This is a genomic window from Methanoregula sp. (genome assembly GCF_049686655.1).
Taxonomy (GTDB): domain Archaea; phylum Halobacteriota; class Methanomicrobia; order Methanomicrobiales; family Methanospirillaceae; genus Methanoregula.
This window is the reverse complement of record NZ_JBAVIG010000058.1, coordinates 1-22,728: the sequence shown is the minus strand read 5'-3', so window position 1 is coordinate 22,728 and position 22,728 is coordinate 1. Positions and strand designations below refer to the sequence as shown.

The 22,728-nt window shown below is 53.1% G+C and carries 15 protein-coding genes; 14 read left to right on the top strand and 1 reads right to left on the bottom strand.

Annotation, left to right across the window (positions count from 1 at the left end):
• The 6 genes from WBL42_RS07880 to WBL42_RS07855 all read left to right on the top strand — a co-directional run.
• A partial coding sequence (locus WBL42_RS07880; protein ID WP_424720730.1) for a hypothetical protein occupies positions 1-720 on the top strand: 720 nt, incomplete at its 5' end.
• Between the two features lie 99 nt (positions 721-819).
• Positions 820-1,653, top strand: coding sequence for a hypothetical protein (locus tag WBL42_RS07875; RefSeq protein WP_424720729.1), 834 nt, complete (start codon positions 820-822; stop codon positions 1,651-1,653).
• A 461-nt stretch (positions 1,654-2,114) separates the two neighbouring features.
• On the top strand, positions 2,115-2,297 hold the full coding sequence (locus WBL42_RS07870; RefSeq protein ID WP_424720728.1) for a hypothetical protein: 183 nt from the start codon (positions 2,115-2,117) through the stop codon (positions 2,295-2,297).
• A 111-nt stretch (positions 2,298-2,408) separates the two neighbouring features.
• The gene (locus WBL42_RS07865; RefSeq protein WP_424720727.1) at positions 2,409-3,716 is read left to right on the top strand and encodes a 2'-5' RNA ligase family protein; all 1,308 of its coding nucleotides are present in this window, start codon (positions 2,409-2,411) and stop codon (positions 3,714-3,716) included.
• Positions 3,717-3,803: 87 nt separating this feature from the next.
• The gene (locus tag WBL42_RS07860; protein ID WP_424720726.1) at positions 3,804-5,171 is read left to right on the top strand and encodes an MBL fold metallo-hydrolase; all 1,368 of its coding nucleotides are present in this window, start codon (positions 3,804-3,806) and stop codon (positions 5,169-5,171) included.
• Between the two features lie 73 nt (positions 5,172-5,244).
• Positions 5,245-5,721, top strand: coding sequence for a pyridoxamine 5'-phosphate oxidase family protein (locus WBL42_RS07855; RefSeq protein WP_424720725.1), 477 nt, complete (start codon positions 5,245-5,247; stop codon positions 5,719-5,721).
• A 285-nt stretch (positions 5,722-6,006) separates the two neighbouring features.
• Here WBL42_RS07855 and WBL42_RS07850 read toward each other — a convergent pair whose 3' ends face one another.
• Positions 6,007-8,124 carry a thioredoxin domain-containing protein gene (locus WBL42_RS07850; RefSeq protein ID WP_424720724.1) on the bottom strand — a complete coding sequence of 706 codons (2,118 nt, stop codon included), beginning with the start codon at positions 8,122-8,124 and terminating at the stop codon, positions 6,007-6,009.
• A 113-nt stretch (positions 8,125-8,237) separates the two neighbouring features.
• On the opposite strand from WBL42_RS07850, the gene WBL42_RS07845 reads away from it, so the two are divergent.
• From WBL42_RS07845 to WBL42_RS07810, 8 genes are all read left to right on the top strand, one after another.
• Positions 8,238-8,969: a M50 family metallopeptidase gene (locus WBL42_RS07845; protein WP_424720723.1), complete on the top strand. Its 732-nt coding sequence runs from the start codon at positions 8,238-8,240 to the stop codon at positions 8,967-8,969.
• Positions 8,970-9,067: 98 nt separating this feature from the next.
• Entirely contained in the window at positions 9,068-11,749 is a 2,682-nt protein-coding gene (gene mutS, locus WBL42_RS07840) for a DNA mismatch repair protein MutS (protein WP_424720722.1), read from the top strand.
• Entirely contained in the window at positions 11,746-13,551 is a 1,806-nt protein-coding gene (mutL, locus tag WBL42_RS07835; RefSeq protein WP_424720721.1) for a DNA mismatch repair endonuclease MutL, read from the top strand. Before mutS ends, mutL begins: the two co-directional genes overlap by 4 nt.
• Positions 13,552-14,171: 620 nt before the next feature.
• On the top strand, positions 14,172-15,047 hold the full coding sequence (locus tag WBL42_RS07830) for an A/G-specific adenine glycosylase (protein WP_424720720.1): 876 nt from the start codon (positions 14,172-14,174) through the stop codon (positions 15,045-15,047).
• Positions 15,048-15,164: 117 nt separating this feature from the next.
• Complete coding sequence (locus tag WBL42_RS07825; RefSeq protein WP_424720719.1) at positions 15,165-15,686, top strand: hypothetical protein; 522 nt, start codon at positions 15,165-15,167, stop codon at positions 15,684-15,686.
• A gap of 860 nt (positions 15,687-16,546) precedes the next feature.
• A complete protein-coding gene (locus tag WBL42_RS07820; protein WP_424720731.1) occupies positions 16,547-20,110 on the top strand; it encodes a PAS domain S-box protein in 3,564 nt (1,187 codons plus the stop codon).
• A gap of 127 nt (positions 20,111-20,237) precedes the next feature.
• A complete protein-coding gene (locus WBL42_RS07815; protein ID WP_424720718.1) occupies positions 20,238-21,755 on the top strand; it encodes a sensor histidine kinase in 1,518 nt (505 codons plus the stop codon).
• A 9-nt stretch (positions 21,756-21,764) separates the two neighbouring features.
• Positions 21,765-22,703, top strand: a complete 939-nt coding sequence (locus tag WBL42_RS07810; protein ID WP_424720717.1) for a response regulator — start codon at positions 21,765-21,767, stop codon at positions 22,701-22,703.
• Positions 22,704-22,728: the final 25 nt, after the last annotated feature.

Sequence of the window (22,728 nt, the reverse complement as noted above, 5' to 3'; positions counted from 1 at the left end):
TTTGTCCCTTCATCAACTAGAGATGGCGTAGATGCTTTGAGAAAGATTTTGCAACGGAACCGTGAATTGTATCACTATGAGGAAACCGAACAGGGTGAACTCGAAGGTGTTCTTGGAGATTTTCTCTTAGGAAAAATGAAACTTTCTGAGGTGCTTCAACGAAGTGGCGGGAATTTTTATGCTCGACCTCAGGCACAGCGTGTTTCCCATGATCAAGTCGGTACCGTTGAAGATGTAGTGCAGGGAATTGCAGAGTCTCCTGTAAATCCCCCAGAACCGAACAACCCTGAGTTTGAGGCTCGCCCGCCGATTATCCGGGATGCAATCTGTTCCGATATGAAAATACTGGTAACGGCTGAAAAATATCCCCTTCTTAATAATTTCTCAATGCTTTTAGGTATATCTGATCGTCTAATGCGAAGTCCGGAAGTGGATTTTTTCCGCAGGCCTCATTCAACAAGAATATTGTGGGGGGGGCATCGTATTATCTACATATTCACCGAAGAAACAGGAAGACTCAACCTTTATTATGATATTGAACTGCGCAAACCTATGAATAATACTGACGCAAGCAGTGGTATATTTCCTACAACAACATTAATAACAAAAAATCGGATTTTCATCCCTATTCCGGATGTACTTGAGGATGAATTTAGGATCACTGCGGGTTCGAAGGAATTTTTCGTAAGATTTGATGTTCTGAGTAGTGATATATCTTAAATCATTTTTTTTGTTAAGTTCAATATCTTAAAAAAAGATTCTGAAGCGTTTTCAGGAGTTTTTAAAAAAGTGTAAATGTCGGATGACACATTTGTAAATATGGCCCCTGTTGACCTGTCATTGTGGAGTACTGTTTTTGCAGCTGCGCTTTTTGCTGTAGGTCTAAGTTTTTTCGTTAGCATAGTCATTGGATCAGTCATTAACAAATTGGAATTAGAAAACAGGATGGGTAATTTATCCAACGTAGATACATTGGAACGTTACAATCGGCTAATCGTCGGGGCGGGTATCGGTTTTGTCCTTTTAGTTCTCGTTCTTTTGTTCGGTTTTGGGTTTTCCATGCTGTTTAGTACCCCGTCTACAGCGATAAGCAACACAACTAATACGAGTCCCATTAATGATACATCAGCAAATTGGGCATTGGCACTTTTTACACTTGTTTTAGTTGTTATCACAGGGTACTATGCTTGGGAAACTCACAATATAAGAAGAGAAGCAGAGCGGATGAGAGAAATTGCTAATAAACCTATATTCTCTTTTGAGATTAGCGATTCGCCGTGTTCTGCAGATCCTTCCGTGTCTCAATCATTATACCTTATAAATTATGGACCTTTGGCACGCGATGTACACGTCACTACAACAAGCGATATTAATGGCACATTAAGAGTTGAATGTAAACGTTATCTAATCGCGTGGGGAACTAATCAAAAAATCGAGATTCTTGGAGATTATTGCAATATTAAACGCAATGAAGGAAAAATCACTACAAATATCGGATACAGAGATGTAAATATGAAGTTATATGACAAAGAAAAACCTCTCATCATCGACTTTAATGAGAATGCTGACAATTTTTTGACAATTCCATATTCAATAGAGTCAAGAGACCGATTGGCAATGATAAGGGTATTGTCAAATTGGAGACAACGGTAAAGGCATACTTTTTGATAAGAGATTTGGACCTAAAAGGAGTTAAGTCCGAGCCGGACTTTGCATCGACCGTGAGTTTACAATTTTAAGTAATTGGGCAATAATTCAAAGTTATTTTAACAAAATAACCCCAAAGATTGGAACTTTTTAATTCAAGCCGGTGGCGAGATTTAAATTCGCGATTCCGTCATTATCCTGTGCGTGAGCACTACAAAAACCACATGGTGCAAAGGGGGGGGCATAATTGTTCAATAACGCAGCAGCATTGAATTATTGTCCATATCGAAAAGCAGTGCTTTTACCGGCTGGCGGGATATACTCATGACTGTGGTATCATGTTCCGGTTGTAACAGTATGAGTGTATGGATCGCGGTAAGCCATACTTTTCTAAAAAAACGGCGTGAAAAGAGAATCTGTATATATCACCGGGGATTACCTATCAGATACGACATGGAGGTACCTGGATGGCAGAACCGGTGATGGGACCTGTAACTACGATACTGATAGGAGCTCTCCTGATCGCCGCGGGTCTCTTCTTTGCTTCCCGGATTGCCCCGTGGATGGGCATTATCTTTGCAATCGCCGGGGTTGCCACGATCCTGGTCGGTATGATCATGCTGTTTGGTCTGGCCCATGAAAAAAAATAATTGCAGCGAGCTTGTCATAACAACAGCCTTTTCCGGCAGGATAAGATGACCGGGTAAATGATTAGTTGCCGGTATTCCTGACATTGTAACAACCAATCCTGACTGCACGTTATGGAAGACACATATCTTGTTGAGATCCGGCTTGGCCGGACCAAATGGAGGATCAGGCAGCTGATCTCTTCTATTACCGGGCCGTTCGGGATTGAGCAGTTCATGGAGCCCCATCCTCATGTCACCCTTTTTGGCCCGCTTGTCCTGAATGGAGGGGTCCGCCAGGAGCAGATCCTTGACGCCATTGAGTCTGTCGCTTCACGGTTTGACCCCGTCCCGTTCCTCCTTGACGGGTTTGAGAAACGGGAGGGCTTGCACGGGGGAGTAATTGCCATCGGGGTCCGGCCATCCGATCCGCTGAAATCCCTCTCTTCCGGTCTTGCGCTGGCGCTCCTCCCTGTCTGCCAGAGCCTTAATGTATGGGATGCCGAACCCGAACGGAAATGGTTTCATGTCACGGTTGCCAACCGTCTCGATCTCCGGAAAGCAGCATCAGTCTTCCTGGCCATCACGCGGGACCCGTCACCGGGAAAGTCAACCGGCGGATCGCCTTCAATAATCACACGCATCCGGAAGCACCTCATCCGGCTCTTCACGGTCAGGCCGCGGTCCTTCCCGCCACCACTGCTTGACGAGACCGGGCTTCGTGTAACGGTCATGCACGGGGAAGAGATCCTTGCAGAATATGATCTTGCCGGGAAACGCTGGATCCATGATGATCATCGTCATGACAGTACAGGCTGGCAGGAAACTCTTGCCACGTTCCGGAAGATGGCAGGGTTTGAAAGAAACCTGGCAGCCCCCGGTGAACCTGATGATATATTCCTGATCGCGGATCTCCATCTTGGGCATGCGAACATCATCCGGTACTGCTCCCGCCCGTTCCTGTTCCGGGATGTTGCTGAAATGGACTGTGTACTCATCAGCAACTGGAATTCGGTGGTGTCTCCCGGCACGCAGGTTTACCACGCGGGTGATCTGCGTTACGGCAGGGATGCCCGGGCATTCCAGGACTACTGCGGACAACTGAACGGCAAAATCACGTTCATCACCGGGAATCATGATGACCGGGAAGAGGGTGCAATCCTGTCCCGGACGATTGATTATGACGGGGAACAATTTCTCATTGTCCACGATCCCGCAGATGTACCGGCTTCGTTTGACGGCTGGGTGATCCATGGCCATTACCACAACAACGATCTCCGCAACTTTCCATTTATCAATTTTGAGAAACGCCGGATCAACGTCAGTGCTGAGGTGATCGGGTACGTCCCGGTCAGCATCAGGGATCTCTGTGCCGTTATACGTTACCACCGCGAACAGGGCAGTTCAAAGCCTGTCCTCTTCAATTACCCATATGGTGAATGATACGCAGAATACGTAAACGCATAGTCTGGTCCAGCACAATGTATTTACCAAGTCCCGTGAAAGTCCACGATAGAGGTGTTTTCAGCCATGTTGTTTGAGCGGATAGTTGCCGAAGGTCTTGCCCAGAACTCGTACCTGATCGGATCCGGGGGCCGGGCTGCGGTAATCGATCCCCGCAGGGACTGCGAGGTGTATCCCGGGATTGCACGCCGGAACAACGTGACCATCACACATATCTTCGAGACCCACCGGAACGAGGATTATGTAACCGGTTCCCTTGAACTGAGGGAGAGGACCGGTGCGGAGATCTTTCATGGCGCCCATGCGGCATTTGCGTACGGCAAACCCGTCCGGGAAGGGGACCGGTTCACCATCGGGTCACTGGACCTGGAAGTGCAGGAGACCCCGGGACATACGGAAGAGAGCATTTCCGTAGTCGTGCGGGACCGGGAAGTTTCTGACACGCCATACATGGTCTTCTGCGGCGATACGCTCTTTGCCGGGGATATTGCCCGTACGGATTTTTACGGCCCCGGCCGCAATGCCGAGATGGCAGGGAAGATCTTTGATTCGATCACCGGAAAGATCCTGGCGCTTGGTGAAGGTGTCATCATCTGTCCCGCGCATGGCGCCGGGTCCGTCTGCGGCGGTGATATCGCAGATCACCCGTTCACCACGGCAGGTTACGAGAAGCAGACGAATCCCCTCCTGCAGAAAGGGCGCGACGAATTTGTTGCTGCAAGAAAAGAAGAGACCCCGTACGTGCCCCCCTATTTCCGGAAAATGGAGCAGTATAATCTCAATGGAGCCCCGCTGCTCCCCCGCGAACCGTTTCCCGGCTATCTCAGCATCGGCGATGTGAACAGGATCCGTAAAGAAGGGTGCCAGGTCGTGGATATTCGGGCACCAACCTCGTTTGGTGCCGGGCATATCCCGGACAGTATCTCCATCTGGCGGGAAGGGATCCCTTCCTTTGCAGGCTGGTTCCTTGACTATGAAACCCCGATCATCATTGTCGATGATTTCAACCAGGGCCTCGACCAGGTCTTCCGGCATTTCGTCAGGCTCGGGTATGACAATCTTGCCGGGGTGCTTCTCGGCGGGTTCCCGGCATGGACAAAAGCTGCACAGGAAATCGCGACGATCCCGACCTGCTCGGTTCAGGAGCTCAAACGCCGGCTCGAAACGGAATCCCCGTTCCTTCTCGATGTGCGCGACATGAAGAACTGGCGCAACGTCGGGCATATCCGGGGTGCCTGCCATATCTATATCGGTGAACTGCCCGGGCGTATCGGCGAGATACCGGGAAACGAGCCGGTGGTTATCTGCTGCGATGCGGGATATAAAGGCGGTCTCGGGGCCAGTATCCTGGCGCGTCACAAGTACCGGAATGTTACCAATGTGCTCGGCGGTATGACCGCATGGAAGCAGGCCGGATACCAGATTGAACCGTAGGTTTCTTTTTTTTATATAAGCGATAATTGAAAAGGTTTATAGTCTCTCAAAAGGGAATGCAGATCGAGAGTCTATGGACGTCATCAGGATCCCGAGGGTAGACAAAGTCGAATATGACAAACTGATCGAGAAAGGGTACATCTGCCGGATTGCGTTCCAGGGCGAGAAATATCCCTATATTGCCCCGTTCCTTTACGTCTTCGACGGTTCGTTCCTCTACTTCCTGTCAACAAAATACGGCAAGAAGATCGAGTACTTCCGGAAAAGCCCCTATGCATCGGTGGAGATCGAGAAATACACCAAGGATCTCTCCTCGTATACATTCGTCACCCTGCAGGGTTACCTTGAGGAAGTGGAAGACTCAATCGAGAAGAAGATCATACGGGAAAAATTTGTAGATCTTATTGTCGGGAGGAACCTGTCCTGCAATATCCTTGCCGCTCTCGGCCACTCCCCGCTGGATGCACCGGTCGCTATTGCCGAAGAAGAGCGCTCGCTTGTCTGGAAGCTGGCCGGTGTGAAGGATATCGTTTCACTTAAGAATCTCTGATTTTTTTGGCTTTTGCAGATATCATTGTTTTTTCATTGTAGACGCTCTTTTGGGTTTTGGCATACGATGCATCCGCCCCCGCCACCCGGGCATCCCCCAGTTGCGATAGTTCCTCATAAAGTTGGTGAAAAAACTTCTGGAAAAGGGAGAAATAAAAAGAAAGGGGTCAAGGGGATTCTTCCCGTGGGTTGCCTTCCTATCAGGGCAAGAGAGGGGGCACATGCATAAATGCCAAAAATTACGTGAATTCAAAAGAACGACAGGATTTCTCCAGGAGCCGATTTTTTATCTCCCGGGTATATTCCCGTTAACGAATGCAGCAAGTTTTTCCGGTTCGGTGATGGGTGGGGAGCAGGTATTTCCCGAGCAGACATATGCCGCAGCCCTGCCATCCTTTGGGATCATAGCAGAAGAGAATGGCGCAATGCGGTCCAGCACGACCCGGTCTCCGGATACCGGCCGGAACAAAACCGTACAACGGGGCAGGTAACCTGCGCGGAGTACTCCAACCAGGTGCTCAGTATCCTCTGCCCCGGGATTGCCTGCGAGTACAATCTCTGTCGTCGGACCAACAGCAAAGTCAAGCGCTGACAAAAAACCGGTATATGCCGAAGGGGATCGACTTACAATCCGGCCTGCTTCCCGGGAGAGCGCCATTGCCAGGGATGCATACCCGGGATCGCCGGTAAGCCGGGAGAGCCGGAGCAGGTTTGCGAATGCTACGGAGTTTGCAGAGGGGATGGCACCGTCATACCATTCTTTTTTGCGGAAAAGCGTGACTTCGGAAGTTCCGGAAATCATAAAGAAACCCCCGTGATCAGGATCTCCAAAGTGGTTGAGGAAATACCGGTTCAGGTCAAGTGCCGCTGAAAGATACCCTGTATCGAAACTGCTCTCGTAGAGTTCGATGAGGGCAAGGATCACAAAGACGTAATCATCGGCAAACCCGGGAATCGCAGCCTCGCCATCGCGGTACCGGTGCAGGAGAGCACCCTCCGGGGTACGCAGGTTCCCAAGTACGAACTTCATTGCACGTTCCGCTGCAACGAGGTGGGAGGCTTTCCCTGAAACACGGGCTGACTGTGCAAGGGCGGCTATGAAGAGCCCGTTCCAGTCCGCGAGTACCTTGTCGTCCCGTAAGGGGCGGGCCCGTCGCTCCCGGGCAGCTAAAAGCCGGGCCCTGATGGAGGTCATCCGCACTTCAGAAACAAGGTCCACCGGCATACCTGATCTCCAGAGGATATTTTTCCCGTTCCCGTTTTCTTTCCCGGACCCGGAATAATTTCCTGTCCTGGTTGCATTGAACACCCTTGCTGCGTACTCCCCGTCTTCCTGACCGAGCGCATCCGTGAGATCTGCAGCCGACCAGAGATAGAATGCACCTTCGCCTCCCGGGCTGTCAGCATCCTCTGCCGAGAAAAATGCACCAGCCGGAGAGGTAAGATCCCGCAACACATAGGTGACAATCCCGTCCGCGGTTTCCCGGTATACCGGATTGCCCGTTGCCTGGAAGGCTTCTGAACAGGCCATCAGGAGGAGTGCCTGGTCATAGAGCATCTTCTCGAAATGGGGTACCCTCCACTGGACATCGATCGAGTACCGGTGGAACCCGCCGCCGACCTGGTCGCAGATGCCTCCGTAGCGGATTGCACCCAGCGTCCGTTCCACCATTGCAAGGGCCTGTTTCTTTCCGGTCCGGTGCCAGTACCGGAGAAGGAAGAGCAGCGTATGCGGTGCAGGAAATTTCGGTGCATGCCCAAAACCGCCGTAATCCGGATCAAAGCCGGCGGCAAGTTCCTCAAAACCGGCATCCAGGAGGCGTTCATCCGGTTCATATGACGGATCGGTCACTTCCGGCCTTGTGATCTCAGCAAGAATCCTGTCCGCCGTTACGACGACATGATCACGGTCCTCGCGCCAGACTTCTGCGATCCGGGGCAGGAGTTCCAGCAGGCCGGGGACCGGTCCCCTCCGCTCTTTTGGGATATATGTGGCTGCATAGAACGGTCTCCGGTCCGGGGTCATGAAGATAGTGAGGGGCCACCCTCCCTGCCCTGTCATCTGCCGGCAGGCTGCCATGTATACGCTGTCAAGATCGGGCCGCTCTTCCCGGTCCACCTTGATGCAGACAAAATACCGGTTAAGCAGGGATGCCACGGTCTCATCCTCGAACGATTCGTGTGCCATCACGTGGCACCAGTGGCAGGTGGCGTACCCTACAGAGAGGAAGACGGGCTTATCCTCTTCCAAAGCCCGTGAAAATGCTTCTTCACCCCACGGGTACCAGTCGACCGGGTTTGCCGCATGCTGGAGGAGGTAGGGGCTTTTCTCCAGGGCCAGCCGGTTCCGGATCTTCTTACCCTCTCCCGATCGTGAACCTGGCGGCAGATCCTCCTTTGGCATACCCGTCCATGGGTTATGGGACTATATCAGGTTATCAGAAGTGCCATCCTGTCCACCGGGTATACCTCAGTCCTTATCTCCGATGCCGGAGCAGATCTCCTGTAATAACCGGTATGCAGGTCCTTTCGTTTCTCCTTCTCATCGCAATGGGGATTGCCGTGATGATCCTCTCGCTCATCCTCGACTACCTCTGGGCGCGGGTGCTGCCCGTACGGTTCCTCTACTACATTCTCCGGTTCCCGGGGGTGGTGGTCCACGAATGCTCCCATATCCTCGGCTGCCTTCTCACCGGGGCTGAGGTCCAGAAGGTTGTTCTCTTTTCCGAAGGAGGCGGGTCAGTTACGTATGCCCGGCCGAAGATCCCCCTTCTCGGGGATGTGATCATCAGTACTGCACCGGTCTTCTGCATTCCCCTCGTACTTGCATTCTGCACCTGGGTCTTTGCGCAGTACCTCGGGTGCATCTTCCCGGTATTTCCGTTTCCCCCCGATTCCACCAATATGCCGGGCGGGGCAGTCACCGTAATTTTCCGGATGTTTGATGCCAATATTGTAACCCGGTTCGACCCTTGGTTCATCCTGTATCTTTACCTCACGCTCAGCCTCATCCTTTCTGTTGCGCCCAGCCTGCAGGACCTCAAAAACGCGGCCATAGGGATCACTCTCATTGTCGTTGCCGGAATTCTCGTGTACCTGAGCGGCATTCCTGCTGCAATCAGTATCCTTGATGACCTGACGTACGTGATCGGGACCGGTTTTTCACTCTGCCTCGTCCCGGGAATGATCGCCCTTGCCGTATCGCTGCCGGCGATAATCTGGTACAGCTGCACCCACAGGCACGGATGACCACTCCCTTCAATACTGTGCCGGTTAAACCGGTTCCCTGCCGGGCAGGATCCGGTAAGATCGGTATTAATTGCTCCGGAGGTGACCTTTCACCAGCAATGGCTCAGGAAAACGGATTGAACGGGAACGAGGAGACCACGGCAGGGACCCGCCATTCACCGGTCATGCGCCAGTACCACGAGCTTAAGGAGCAGTACCCGGACACGATCCTCCTCTTCCGGATCGGGGATTTCTACGAGACGTTCAATGCCGATGCCGAGTTGATCTCGCGGGAACTCGAAATCGTCCTGACGTCCCGTTCAAAGAGCGGCGACAATCGCATCCCTCTTGCCGGTGTTCCTTATCACGCGGCTGAAGGATATATCGCAAAACTGATCGGGAAAGGCTACAAGGTAGCAGTCTGCGAGCAGACAGAAGACCCCAAAAATGCCAAGGGGATTGTCCGGCGGGAGATCGCCCGGGTTATCACACCCGGTACCGTGATCGATTCCACGCTCCTCCCCACGTCTGCCGCTGCCTGCCTGATGGCAGTCTGTCCCGATGCAAAACAGCGGGAGTGGGGCATCGCACTGCTGGATATCTCTACCGGTGAGTTCTTCGTTGCTACTATCGATCACGATCCGCTGCTCGAAAACCTCCGGTCGGAGATCGCCCGGTACATCCCGGCCGAATGTCTCGTCCCCCCGACATTTCCTGAACCTTTCCGGCAAGCCATCCGGGATCGTGGTGTTGTCGTATCGGCATGCCGCGACAGCGCATTCGATGAGAAGAACGCCCGCCGGCTGCTCTGCAGCCACTTCAATACCGGGACGCTCGCAGGGTTCGGCTGCGAGGAGATGCCGGCCGCGATCGCAGCGGCAGGGGCAGCACTTGCCTATGCACAGGAAACACAGCATGCCTCTCTTTCACATATCAGCAGCATATCGACCCGGTCCTCTTCACAGGGAATGACTCTCGATGCGGTAACGCTGCGCAATCTGGAGATCCGGGAGAGTATCCGGGGCGGGGCCCGGGGCGCCACGCTCTTTTCTTCGCTGGACCTGACCACGACGCCGATGGGCAGCCGTCTCCTGAACCGTCACCTCACGCGCCCTCTCACGGATATCCCGACAATAAACAAGCGGCTCGATGCAGTCGGTTATCTTGCCGGAAAAACCCAGGTACGGCTTTCGCTGAGGGAGCACCTGGGATCCTGTGCGGATATCGAGCGGATCGCCGCCCGGATTGCCTACGGGAATGCCGGCCCGCGCGACCTCACTGCCCTGGCAGATTCCCTTACGATCCTGCCGGAACTGAAACGTTCCCTGGCCGGGGACCAGCCGGGTGATCTGCCGGAGATCGTGAAAAACGCCAGGGAGTCCCTCCACGATCTGCCCGACGTAATCCATCTTGTCAGGACAGCACTGGTGGACGATCCTCCGGCAATTGCCCGCAATGGCGGGGTCATCCGTCCGGGTTATGTCCCGGCACTCGACGAGATCCGCGGTGTGCTCCATTCCGGGAGGGACTGGATCGTGGATCTCCAGGCGAGCGAGCGGGAAGCAACCGGCATCAAATCATTGAAGATCGGCTATAACCGGATCTTCGGGTATTATATCGATATCACAAAGCCGAACCTCCATCTCGTGCCCTCCCGCTATGAACGCAAACAGACCACGGCGACCGGCGAGCGGTTTACGATCCCGGCCCTGCGGGAGAAGGAGGCGCTCATTACGAATGCCGATGAACGCGTGCTGGCACTTGAGCGTGAACTCTACGCCGGGCTCCTCGACATCCTGAAGAAGCGGATCCCCGGATTCCAGGAGATCGCTTCCGGCATTGGTGCCCTTGATGTTGCTGCAGCACTTGCGGAGGTCGCGATCACCCGGGATTACGTGCGCCCGCAGCTGAACGACGGCATTGCAATCACGATCCGTGACGGCCGGCACCCGGTGGTCGAACAGGGGGTTACAGGGGGGTTTGTTCCCAATGATACGGCACTGGACAGCACCGGGAACCAGATCCTTATTATCACCGGTGCCAACATGGCAGGTAAATCCACGTACATGAGGGCCACCGCCCTCACCTGCATCATGGCACAAGCCGGCAGTTTTGTCCCTGCACGGCACGCGAGTATCGGGATCATCGACCGGATCTTCACCCGTGTCGGTGCATTTGATGACCTTGCAAGCGGCCAGAGCACATTCTTTGTCGAGATGCTGGAACTGGCAAACATCCTCAACAATATCACGCCGCGGAGCCTCGTAATCCTCGACGAGATCGGCAGGGGAACGAGCACGGTCGACGGGTGCTCGATCGCGCGGGCAGTGCTCGAATTCCTGCACGGGAAATCTGCTGCAGGGCCAAAGACACTCTTTGCCACGCACTTCCATGAACTGATTACCATGGAAGAGAGCCTGAAACGCGTCCGGAACTACCATTTCGCGGTAAAGGAGACGCAGTCCGACGTGGTCTTCCTCCGGAAACTGATCCCCGGTGCCACCGACAAGAGTTATGGTATCCATGTAGCCCGGCTTGCCGGGATCCCAAAGAAGGTGACCGACCGGGCCGAGGTGCTCCTTGGCGAGACCATGGACAGGCCGGCAACACCGGGCGCCCGGCCCCAGCGGTATACCCAGATTCTCCTGGTGGATGAACCGTCATCTGCAGGGAACAACTCCCGTCACCCGGTACTCGATGAACTGGGCTCGATCAACACGGACGAGATGACTCCGCTCCAGGCTATTACAAAGATCGCAGAACTGAAACGGAAACTTGGCCAGCGCAACGGAGGGACATGAACGGGCGGGCTGGTGCCCCGGTAATCCGGGTGCTCGACCAGGCAACCGTCAACCAGATCGCGGCCGGGGAAGTAGTGGAGCGTCCGGCTTCCGTCGTCAAGGAACTCACCGAGAACGCGATCGATGCCGGTGCACGGTCCATCCGGATCGATCTCACCTCGTCCCCAACCGGGATTTCCTCTGTCCGGGTCACGGATGACGGCAGCGGCATGTCCCCTGCCGATGCAATCATGGCCTTCACGCCCCATGCCACGAGCAAGATTACCGCCATCACTGACCTCGACCGCATCTCCACTCTCGGGTTCCGGGGGGAGGCGCTGGCAAGTATTGCTGCGGTTTCAAGGGTCACTCTCATCACGCGGCCGCGGGACAACCCGGGGGAGCCTGGCACAAAGATCGTTATAACCGGTGGCGTGATCGCGGCGAACATACCGATCGGGGCTCCTGAGGGCACAAGCATCCTTGTGGAAGATCTCTTTTTTAATACCCCGGCCCGGAAGAAGTTCCAGAAGAGCAGGAACACGGAACTTGCCCATATCCACGGCCTGCTTGAAGGCATCGTCCTCGCCCATCCGTCCATCGCGTTCCGCCTTTACCATAACGGCGTGGAAAAACTGCTGACTGACAGGGACGGGACACTGCCTGACGCCATTGCCCGGGTCTACGGGCCTGAACTCGCCCGGGATCTCATACCGGTCTCAGCACAAGGCCCGCTCGTGCAGGTCAGCGGGTACATCTCCCTTCCCGCACAGTCACGCAGGGACCACTCCCGTATCCGCATTGCCATCAACAAGAGATACGTCTCTTCTCCTGCAATCATCAACGCCATCAAGGAGGGCTACGGTACCCTCCTCCCGAAAGACCGGTTCCCGGTTGCGTTCCTCTCCATTACGGTGGATCCAGCCATGGTCGATGTGAATGTCCACCCGACAAAAAAACTGGTGCGGATCTCCCGCGAACCGGAGATTATGCTGGCGATCCGGCACGGTATCCACACGGTACTCTTCCAGGCCAATCTCATGCCGGATGCCGGATCGCCGACACAGGAACTCCTGCCGGAGTATCATGAGGAAACAGCAGTACAACAACCTGATCCTGGCGAATACCGCATTCCGGACATTCAGCCCGGCATAGTAAGCGAACCCACGCACGCGGGGGGAATTATGACGGACCGCCAGCTCCGCCGGACCGAACCGGACACAGGAGTTCCCCCGGTAACCCCCCGGATACCGCCCCTGCAGGTAATCGGGCAGTTCGGGGGGATCTACATCCTTGCAACCACCGATACCGGTGAACTCGTAGTAATCGACCAACACGCAGCCCACGAGCGGATTCTCTACGAGATCGTCAGCAACCACGGGCAGGACGACCAGGTGCTGCAGGAACTGATCGTCCCGGTCGTTCTCCACCGGACCCCCCGGGAGAGCGCTCTGCTCCGGGAACTCCTGCCTGCCCTCTCCCGGGAAGGTTTTGTCATGGAAGATTTCGGCAGGGATACGTTCCTTGTCCGCGCCATCCCGGTCTTTCTCGGTAAGCCGGAGGACCTGGGCATGATCGACGAGATCATCAGCGACCTGACCAGCCCGGAGAGCGGGCAGCGGGTCGATAACCGGGAACGGATCACCCGGGTCATTGCCTGCCGGGGTGCAGTCAAGGCCGGGACGGTCTGCTCGCAGGAACAGTGCCAGCGGGTGGCAGACCAGCTGCGGCAGGCAAAAAACCCGTTCACCTGCCCCCACGGGCGCCCTACCCTGATCCGGTTCTCGAAAGAAGATCTGGACGGCATGTTCAAGAGGACATGATCTTTTTGGCCGGGCATCGTGGAATCGTAGTATTTCGTGAAAACCGGTGGGAATAATGAATTTTTCTGCTCCGGGAAAACAGACATGAACCAATCGTTTCACACCGGAACCATGAAAATCCGTGAGGCTCCCCCGCCTCAGAGCTTCTCCGATGCACGGCGGGGCAGGGACGTTTTTTAAAATTGCTTCCGGTCAATGATCCGCCGCGAGGGCGCCCCGTCGGGGGCGGCAGCATTCATCGCAACAGGGGGTATGGGGGTCTCAACCCCCATCATCATTCCTGAAAACCACGATTTTCAAAAGGAAATCATTACAAAGAGGAACGCTACCGGGGGTTTCACTCCAACAGATATGGCATCCCCTGCAACAAATTCCCCCCCGGGCATTGCAATACACAGGGGCGGTATGGGAGGGACAGACACAATTCCATTCTCACTATAACATAATCTGATAATTGTTCCGACACAAGGGTTTCTACAGGTTAAATTTTCCGCAACGGGTCAACCCCTGTTTTTCTAACCTGCCATGCCTGTTAATCACACCTTGCCCCGAGCTGAACGATTAATAACCGGGTTATCACATCACCTTCTACGACTCAGGTAAATCCCTCATCCGGACCGTTGCGGAACACCCGGCAGGAACTTCTCACCACAACTGAAGCCCGCTATTCAGGTGATGAGAATGGCCATCCGGGCATCGGGGAGTTCCGGCAGATGGTGCAGGCATTTTACCAGGAGCACAAGCGCCCCATGGCCTGGCGGGAGACCACCGATCCGTACCGGATCCTCCTCTCGGAGATCATGCTCCAGCAGACGCAGGTCGAACGGGTTGCTCTCAAATACCCGGAATTCATTGCCCGGTTCCCGGATTTTCCTGCACTTGCCCGGGCATCCCCGGCTGATATCCTGCCGGTCTGGCAGGGCATGGGCTACAACCGGCGGGCCATCGCCCTGCAGAAATGTGCAGAACGGGTGATGACGGAGTTTGGCGGCACCCTGCCCTGCGATGTGGATACCCTTGCCACATTTCCCGGCATCGGCAGGGCCACCGCCTCCTCGATAGCCGCATTTGCGTTCAACCTGCCGGTTGTCTTTATCGAGACCAATATCCGCAGGGTCTTCATCCACTTTTTTTTCAGTGACGGCGACACGGTAAGCGATAATGAGATCCTCCCCCTTGTCGGACGTTCCCTGGACCGGGAGAATCCCCGGGAATGGTACTGGGCCCTCATGGACCTTGGCACATCGTTAAAAAAGAGCGTGCCCAACCCCAACCGGCGGAGTGTCCATTATACGAAACAATCCGCATTCGTTGGCTCCGACCGGAAGATCCGGGGCGGGATACTCAGGATGCTGGTCTCCGGAAAAAAGATGACGGTTGTCCAGGTTGCCCATACCTGTGCGGAAGACACGGAACGCGTGGCAAAGATCCTCGGGGCACTGGAATCGGAAGGATTTATCCGGAAGGACGGGAAGTACTTCGGGATCGTATCCTGACGGGACATTCAGGAAAACATCCCGGCAACCAGTCAGTACAGGAGACAGCTGTTCCCATCCAAGGTTTGATATGAGGCAATTTCCCATATTCCGCTAAAGGCGACAGGGTGAAGACGTGTGACCGAACTTAAGGAGATTCCCGAAGAAGTCCGGTGGCGGCTGGCCGCTGAGTTTGCCGCTCGACTGCCGGTGATCTATGAAGCTGCATTCCGCCCGCTCGCAGGAGAGAAGTACGATGAGATCGAGCAGGAAGTCTGGATGGAACTATCCCGCACGGCTTTTGAGATCGCCCGGTATCTCTCCCTTCCGGTCGGGAATGCGAAACAGCTTGCAGGGACCATGCGCATCGTACTCGCAATCCTCTTCGGGCCCGGGTTCTCCGGTGAGATCCTCGAAGTTTCATCCGACCGCTCTGTCATTATCATGAAACGGTGCCCGCTCATTGAACACGGCACACGTGAAGATCTCCCTGTCCATCCTGCGTTCCGGAAGTGCATGGCCTTCACCCTCACCGCGGTTCCCCGGCTCAATAAAAACTATTCTGCCCGGTTCGTCAGGACCATGTGTTCCGGGGATCGACAGTGCGAGATCAAAATTGCCGCTGCCGAGCCGGCTGCAGAAGCAAAAAAGAAAAAATAATTTTACCTGCCAGCTTCCGGGACCTGCAAAACATCAGGGAAAAAGGCCGGCCACACCCGTCACTGTACAAAAAATACGGATTCTGTTTTTAATTATTTCAGGTAATACCCGACAATGACCAGTAACAATCCAAGGTAGAACATGAGACTGAAATACTGGGTTATTCCCGGGACAACGGAACCGAAGTCTTTCAGATAGGGGATGAACAGCATGATCAGACCGATCGCAAAGGACACTAAACTGATTTGCGTTTTTGACAATGGAGATGCAGAATTTTTAGAGTTCATAGTAATCTCACCTTGAACTAGTGTATGATTCCTGCCCGTAAAAGCGTTTTTCCTGTAGAGAAATTGTCGAATCAAAAGATAATGTTTCAGTCCTGGAGCGCAAATCCCCAGCCAGTACTGCCCGGAATGTAAGATGAGGGCTGCTGGATTAATTCCAGAAATACTCCCTCCCGGGCTCCGCATGCATTTCCCCGGGCAATTCTCATGGAAGACTGTATCCTGTGATATCCCGAATTCATTTCACTAAGTGGCGGCCGGGTAAAACCACGTCTGGTGCGTCAAAATTTTTCGAATTACGATGGTGACCCCCTCTCTCCCCCAGTGGGGGGGGCAGCCCAAGGGGTGCGCCCCCTTGACCCCCGATTAAAATGAAAGTTTTCAAACAGCATTCTTGCAAAGCGAGGCCCAAAACGAGGCGGCCGGGCGACTCCCAACGGGGGAGGGCTTGCTCATTTTATTGAAAGTTTTGTGAAATTATTTCGGGATAGGTCATGGAAGACTGTATCCCCTCATGAAAAAGACAAGGTATAATATAACTCTCGAACAATATCGAAGAATTACAACGTGGCCCCAATGTATCATATTCTTTATGTCGATGATGAACCAGCCCTTCTTGAGGTAGGCAAACTCTTCCTTGAGCAGAGCGGGCAGTTCAGCGTTGACATCATTACCTCTGCCCCGGATGCACTTACTCTTCTGGATTCAAAGACCTATGATGCGATCATCTCCGACTACCAGATGCCGGGCATGGACGGTATTGAATTTTTAAAAAAGGTAAGGACTTCGGGGAATACCATCCCCTTTATCCTGTTCACCGGAAGAGGGCGGGAAGAGGTGGTAATCCTGGCCATCAACTCCGGTGCGGATTTTTATCTCCAGAAAGGTGGCGACCCGAAGGCCCAGTTCGCAGAGCTGGAACATAAGATCCGCCAGGCAGTACAGAAACACCTGGCTGAGGCAAGCATCCGGGACCTTGAGCGCAAGCAGGCAGATATCATAAACTTCCTGCCCGACGCAACGTTCGCTATTGATAATAATGGCGTGGTGATAGCATGGAATCGTTCCATGGAAGAGATGACCGGTGTCGCTGCCTCAGAAGTGCTGGGAAAAGGGAATTATGAATACGCAATCCCCGGTTACCATGACAGGCAACCGGTTCTCATTGACCTGGTTCTTCATGATGATCCGGCTCTTGAGACAAAATATCCCCACTTGAAAAGGGACGGACGAACCCTGATTGCCGAAACGACAAGCCCGTTCCTTTACAACGGCAGGGGGGCAACGATATGGATTATCGCCACCCCGCTCTACAATACACAGGGCACGCTGATAGGTGCTATCCAGTCCATCCGCGATATCACCGACCGGAGGCATTCAGAAGAGGAACTCCTTAAGAAAAACGAGGAACTCAATGCCTCCTATGAACAGATTGCGGCAACTGAAGAGGAACTTCGTTCCAATCTGGAAGAACTGACCCGGCAGGAACAAGCGGTCAGGAAAAGTGAAGAAAAATACCGTAGTGTCATCAACAACATCCAGGATATGTTCTACCGGAGTGACCTTGTGGGGAACCTGATCATGGCAAGCCCGAGCTGCCTCAGGACGCTGGGTTATGAGTCCTTTGACGAGATCTTAAACAAACCAATATCAGAGACATTCTACTTTTCACCGGAAAAACGTGAGGAGCTGCTCCGGATCCTCACCGAACATGGATCTATTGATGATTACGAGGTGCAACTGAAACGCAGGGATGGCACGCCGCTCTGGGTCTCAACATACAGCCATTATTATCGAGACGAAAACGGTTCGATCGCTGGCATTGAGGGAATTTTCCGGGATATTACACGGCGCAGGACAGATGATGACGCGCTGAAGCGTGACGCTGCCCAGCTCAAGCAGATCATCGATCTTGTGCCTCATATGATCTTTGCAAAGGACTGGAATGGGAATTATCTCCTTGCAAACCGGGCAGTCGCTGAAGGGTACAATACGACCGTAGCCGATCTCGTGGGAAAATCCCAGGCCCGGTTCCACGGCGACACTGCCGAACTCCGGCACATGCTTGATGACGACCGCGAAGTCATCACAACGGGAACGACCAAGTTTATCCCGGAGGAACCCTATATCGACGCATCCGGAAAACAGCATATCCTCCAGACCACCAAGGTCCCATTCACCACACTTGGCAACAACCAGCAGGCTGTACTCGGGGTTGCCATCGATATCACCGAACGGAAGCGTGTCGAAGAAGAACTCCTTAAGAAAAACGAGGAACTCAATGCTTCCTATGAACAGATTGTGGCAGCAGAAGAAGAACTTCGTTCCAATTTTGATAATTTGACCCTGCGGGAACAGGAGCTGAAGGAAAGCGAGGAACGGTACCGGAATGTTGTTGAGGACCAGACCGAATTTATCACCCGGTGTTTACCGGACAGCACTCATGTTTTTGTCAATGACGCATACTGCCGGTATTTCGGCCTGAAAAGCGACGAGATCCTGGGGCACCGGTTCCGCCCCAGCATCCCTGTTGAAGACCAGGAGCGCGTGAAACAGTTTTTTGCGTCATTAACGCCGGACCACCCGGTTGATGCCATTGAACACCGGATCATTATGCCGGATGGCACAAGGAGATGGCAGCGGTGGACTGACCGTGCAATCTTCGATCCTTCCGGAAAGGTTACTGAGTACCAGTCGGTAGGCCAGGACATTACCGAACGAAAACAGGAGGAGCAGGCACTGTATGAAAATGAACAACGCCTGGCTTCAATCTATAATACTGTCGGAGACATCATTTTTCAACTGACGGTTGAACCTGGTGAGAAGTACCGCTTTACTTCAGTCAACTCAGCCTTTACCAGAACCACCGGATTGTCTTTCGGGCAAGTGGTCGGCACGTATGTGAACGACATCATCCCCGAACCGTCTCTCTCCATGGTTCTGAAAAAATACCGGCAGGCCATAGAAAAAAAGGCCATTGTCCGTTGGGAGGAAAATTCCAATTACCCCATCGGGCAGCTGACCGGGGAAGTTAGTATCGCTCCTATCTTTGATATGGCAGGTAAATGTACATACCTTATCGGATCGGTGCATGACATCACTGAACGCAAGCGCGCAGAGGAGGAACTGAGGGAACGGAATTCCCAGATGCGTGCACTCATCGACAATCTCCCGTTTGATACATGGGCTATGGACCGTTCGGGCCGGTATATCCTGCAGAACCCGGTTTCGATCAGGCTTTGGGGAGACTGTATCGGCAAAAATCCCATGCAGGTTTCTCTCCAGTCAGATCTGCTCGAAAAATGGCAGGCAAACAACAGAAAGGCGTTTGAAGGTAACGTAGTAAGAGGTGAATTGTCAGTGTCGTTCGAAAGCGGAGTGCGGACCTATGATGAGATCATTGCCCCCGTCCGGACAGGTAACGACATTAAAGGGATTATCGGTGTGAACATTGACATTACCGAACGGAAACAGGCTGATGAGGCACAGCACCTGGCCAACAGGAAGCTCAAGCTCCTCACCGGCATCACCCGCCACGATATCAACAATCAGCTGATCGCATTACAGGGGTACCTGGGCCTGATGGAAATGAAGCGGTCCGATCCCACATTTGAGGGATATTTCCAAAAAGCCAAAACCGCTGCAGAACACATCTCCGCCATGATCCGGTTCACCAAAGAATACGAGTCGATTGGCATGAAAAACCCGGGCTGGGAAAACTGCCATACACTCGTCGAAACTGCGACAAAACAGATCCCTCTTGGGAACATCACGGTGAAAAACGATCTTCCTGCCGGAACCGAAGTGTTCGCCGACCCGCTGATTGTCAAGGTCTTTTACAACCTGATGGACAATGCGGTACGGTACGGCGGGAAGATCACGACTATACGATTCTTTGTGCAGGAATCAGATGATGACCCCCAGATCGTATGCGAAGATGATGGCGATGGGGTCCCGGCTGAGGTAAAGGAGAAGATCTTCGACCGGGGTTTTGGGAAGAACACCGGGCTCGGGCTGTTCTTCTCAAAGGAAATTCTCTCAATCACCGGGATCACGATCAGGGAGACCGGTGAACCCGGGAAAGGTGCACGGTTTGAGATCGTAGTGCCAAAAGGTGGGGACCGATATACCAGGAGTTAATCCTGGATGTCACTTCTCATCTGACCAGGGGGGGAAAAATTCCCTGGATATGACATCGACAATTACTTATCCTCTATTTATATATCATCCTGAAAGAACTTCCCGCAACGGATAGGTAGTGTTTCCCGTGATTTCAGTGCTGTATGTCGACGATGAGCCTTCACTTCTCGACTCGACCAAAATATCCCTCGAAAAGAAACATGGCTTTTCTGTTGATACGGCACGGAGTGCAAACGATGCCCTGGAAATGCTCAAAACCCACGGATACGACATTATCATCTCCGATTACCAGATGCCGGGGATAGACGGGATCGAATTCCTGAAACTTTTGCGCGGTAGTGGCAATACCATTCCATTCATTATCTTCACCGGCAGGGGACGGGAAGAGGTTGTTGTCGATGCCCTGAATGCGGGGGCGGATTCGTATATTGTTAAAGGTGGCGATCCCAGGGTCCTGTTCCTGGATCTCGCGCAAAAGATCGAACAAATTGTGATCCGCAGAAAAATGGAACAGGAGTTGCGATATAGTAACACCCTTCTTTCCGCCCAGCAGGAAGTGACTCTTGATGGTATCCTCGTTGTCAGTGACGATGGGACTGTCATTTCGTATAACCGGCAATTTGTTGACATGTGGGGATTACCGCAGGAGATTATTGCCACGAAATCCAGTGAACGGGTAATCCAGTCTATGCTCCATAAACTATCCGATCCTGTAACATTCCGCGTCAGGATGAAGCATCTTCTCGATCACCGGTATGCGATCAGCCGGGACGAGATCCCGCTGCTGGATGGAAGGACACTCGACCGCTACACGGCACCAATGGCCGGACCCGATGGACCGTATTATGGCAGGATCTGGTACTTCAGGGATATCACGGAACAAAAGCGTGCGAAGGACGCTCTCATCAGTGCCCGTAATGAACTGGAACAGAAAGTCACCGAACGGACTGCGGAACTGAACCGGATCAACCAATCCCTTACTGCCGAAATTGCCCTCCGCAGGAGTGTGGAGAAGACGCTTACTGTATCGCTTCATGAAAAAGAAGTGCTCCTGCGGGAAGTTCACCATCGTGTAAAAAACAATCTCCAGATCATTACCAGCCTGCTGAACCTCCAGTCCCGCCATATCCATGATGAGAATGTGCTCGCGGCAATCAAGGAAAGCCAGAACCGTATCAGGACAATATCCATAGTCCATGAGAAACTCTATCGTTCTCATAATCTGTCGGACATTGATCTTGAGGATTACCTCCGCTTCATCGTAACCAACCTGTTTCATTTCTATGGTGTGGATCAGGTAACGGTATTATTGGATGTGAACATAAAGGACATCTCTGTCGATATCAACCGGGCGATCCCTCTCGGGCTTATCGTGAATGAGCTTGTTACGAACGCACTGAAATATGCATTTCCCGACAGTCGGAATGGCTGTATTACCCTGGCCGTACAGTCGGATGATTCTGCGCTCACGTTAATTGTGGGCGATAACGGTATCGGAATCCCAGAGCACCTGGACTGGAGAAATACAGCCTCGCTCGGTCTCCAGCTGGTAATCATGCTGGTTGAACAGCTGGACGGGAAGATCGAACTCACGAGGAACCAGGGAACGGTGTATACCGTCACCATGCCAAAAATAGTAAAATAAGGAGGAAACATGTCGGATTCTGCACTGTTCATTGTTGAAGATGAGATGATAGTAGCCAGGGATATCAAGGAGACCCTGTTAAAACTGGGGTACACGGTATCCGGTATTGCACGGACCGGTGAAGCCGCCGTGGAAAAGGTGGCCGAACTAAAACCTGATCTGGTGCTGATGGATATTCATCTTGGCGGAAAGATGGATGGCATCGAAGCTGCAGAAAAGATCGGTCTGCTCTATGACATCCCGGTCATATATCTCACCGCTTACGCGGACCCGGGTCTCCTTGAACGGGCAAAGATCACCGGTCCATACGGGTATATCCTCAAGCCATACGATGAACGGGAGCTCCATTCGGTCATCGATATAGCGCTCTATAAACACCGGATTGATCGCAATATCAAAAAAAGAGATACCATTCTCTTCGCAGTGAGTTCCGCTGTGGAATGGCTTCTCCGGATATCCAGTCCGGAATCGTGTCCAACGGATCTGTTGTCATGTCCTGATGAATCGGGCGTCCGGAATGTCCTTGAACACGTTGGTTTAGCCATAGATGCCAGTTCGATCACGATCTTCCAGCTCGGGAGTGATACCGGAGGACAAGCTACGATGAGCCTGCGTTACGAGTGGTCCGGGCCCGGTGTAGCTTCGGCTATCAATAAACCGGAACTGAAGGCGATCCATTTGAACTCTCCTGTTTTTTCCCAATGGCATGCGGCGCTTTTATGCGGGGAAGTGCTGTCCGTGACAAAAAAAAGCGTGGATGAATCCGGGCAATGGTTTTTTGGTATTCTTAATATTGGGTCAATTGTGATGGTCCCTATCTTCATCAGGGATACATTGTGGGGAATGATTGGATTTTCCTCAGCAACTGAGCGGTCGTGGTCGGCAGATGAAATTGAGGCCCTGAGGATTACCGCTAATCTCCTTGGCGCAGCGATGGGCTATCGATAAAACTCCTGACAGAGCTATTCTGGTC

Coding starts and splice junctions, on each gene's coding strand:
- WBL42_RS07860 (WP_424720726.1), top strand. CDS start 3,804: ATGTTGTTTGAGCGGATAGTTGCCGAAGGTCTTGCCCAGAACTCGTAC.
- WBL42_RS07845 (WP_424720723.1), top strand. CDS start 8,238: ATGCAGGTCCTTTCGTTTCTCCTTCTCATCGCAATGGGGATTGCCGTG.
- WBL42_RS07865 (WP_424720727.1), top strand. CDS start 2,409: ATGGAAGACACATATCTTGTTGAGATCCGGCTTGGCCGGACCAAATGG.
- WBL42_RS07875 (WP_424720729.1), top strand. CDS start 820: ATGGCCCCTGTTGACCTGTCATTGTGGAGTACTGTTTTTGCAGCTGCG.
- mutL (WP_424720721.1), top strand. CDS start 11,746: ATGAACGGGCGGGCTGGTGCCCCGGTAATCCGGGTGCTCGACCAGGCA.
- WBL42_RS07810 (WP_424720717.1), top strand. CDS start 21,765: ATGTCGGATTCTGCACTGTTCATTGTTGAAGATGAGATGATAGTAGCC.
- mutS (WP_424720722.1), top strand. CDS start 9,068: ATGGCTCAGGAAAACGGATTGAACGGGAACGAGGAGACCACGGCAGGG.
- WBL42_RS07855 (WP_424720725.1), top strand. CDS start 5,245: ATGGACGTCATCAGGATCCCGAGGGTAGACAAAGTCGAATATGACAAA.
- WBL42_RS07850 (WP_424720724.1), bottom strand. CDS start 8,124: ATGCCAAAGGAGGATCTGCCGCCAGGTTCACGATCGGGAGAGGGTAAG.
- WBL42_RS07870 (WP_424720728.1), top strand. CDS start 2,115: ATGGCAGAACCGGTGATGGGACCTGTAACTACGATACTGATAGGAGCT.
- WBL42_RS07820 (WP_424720731.1), top strand. CDS start 16,547: ATGTATCATATTCTTTATGTCGATGATGAACCAGCCCTTCTTGAGGTA.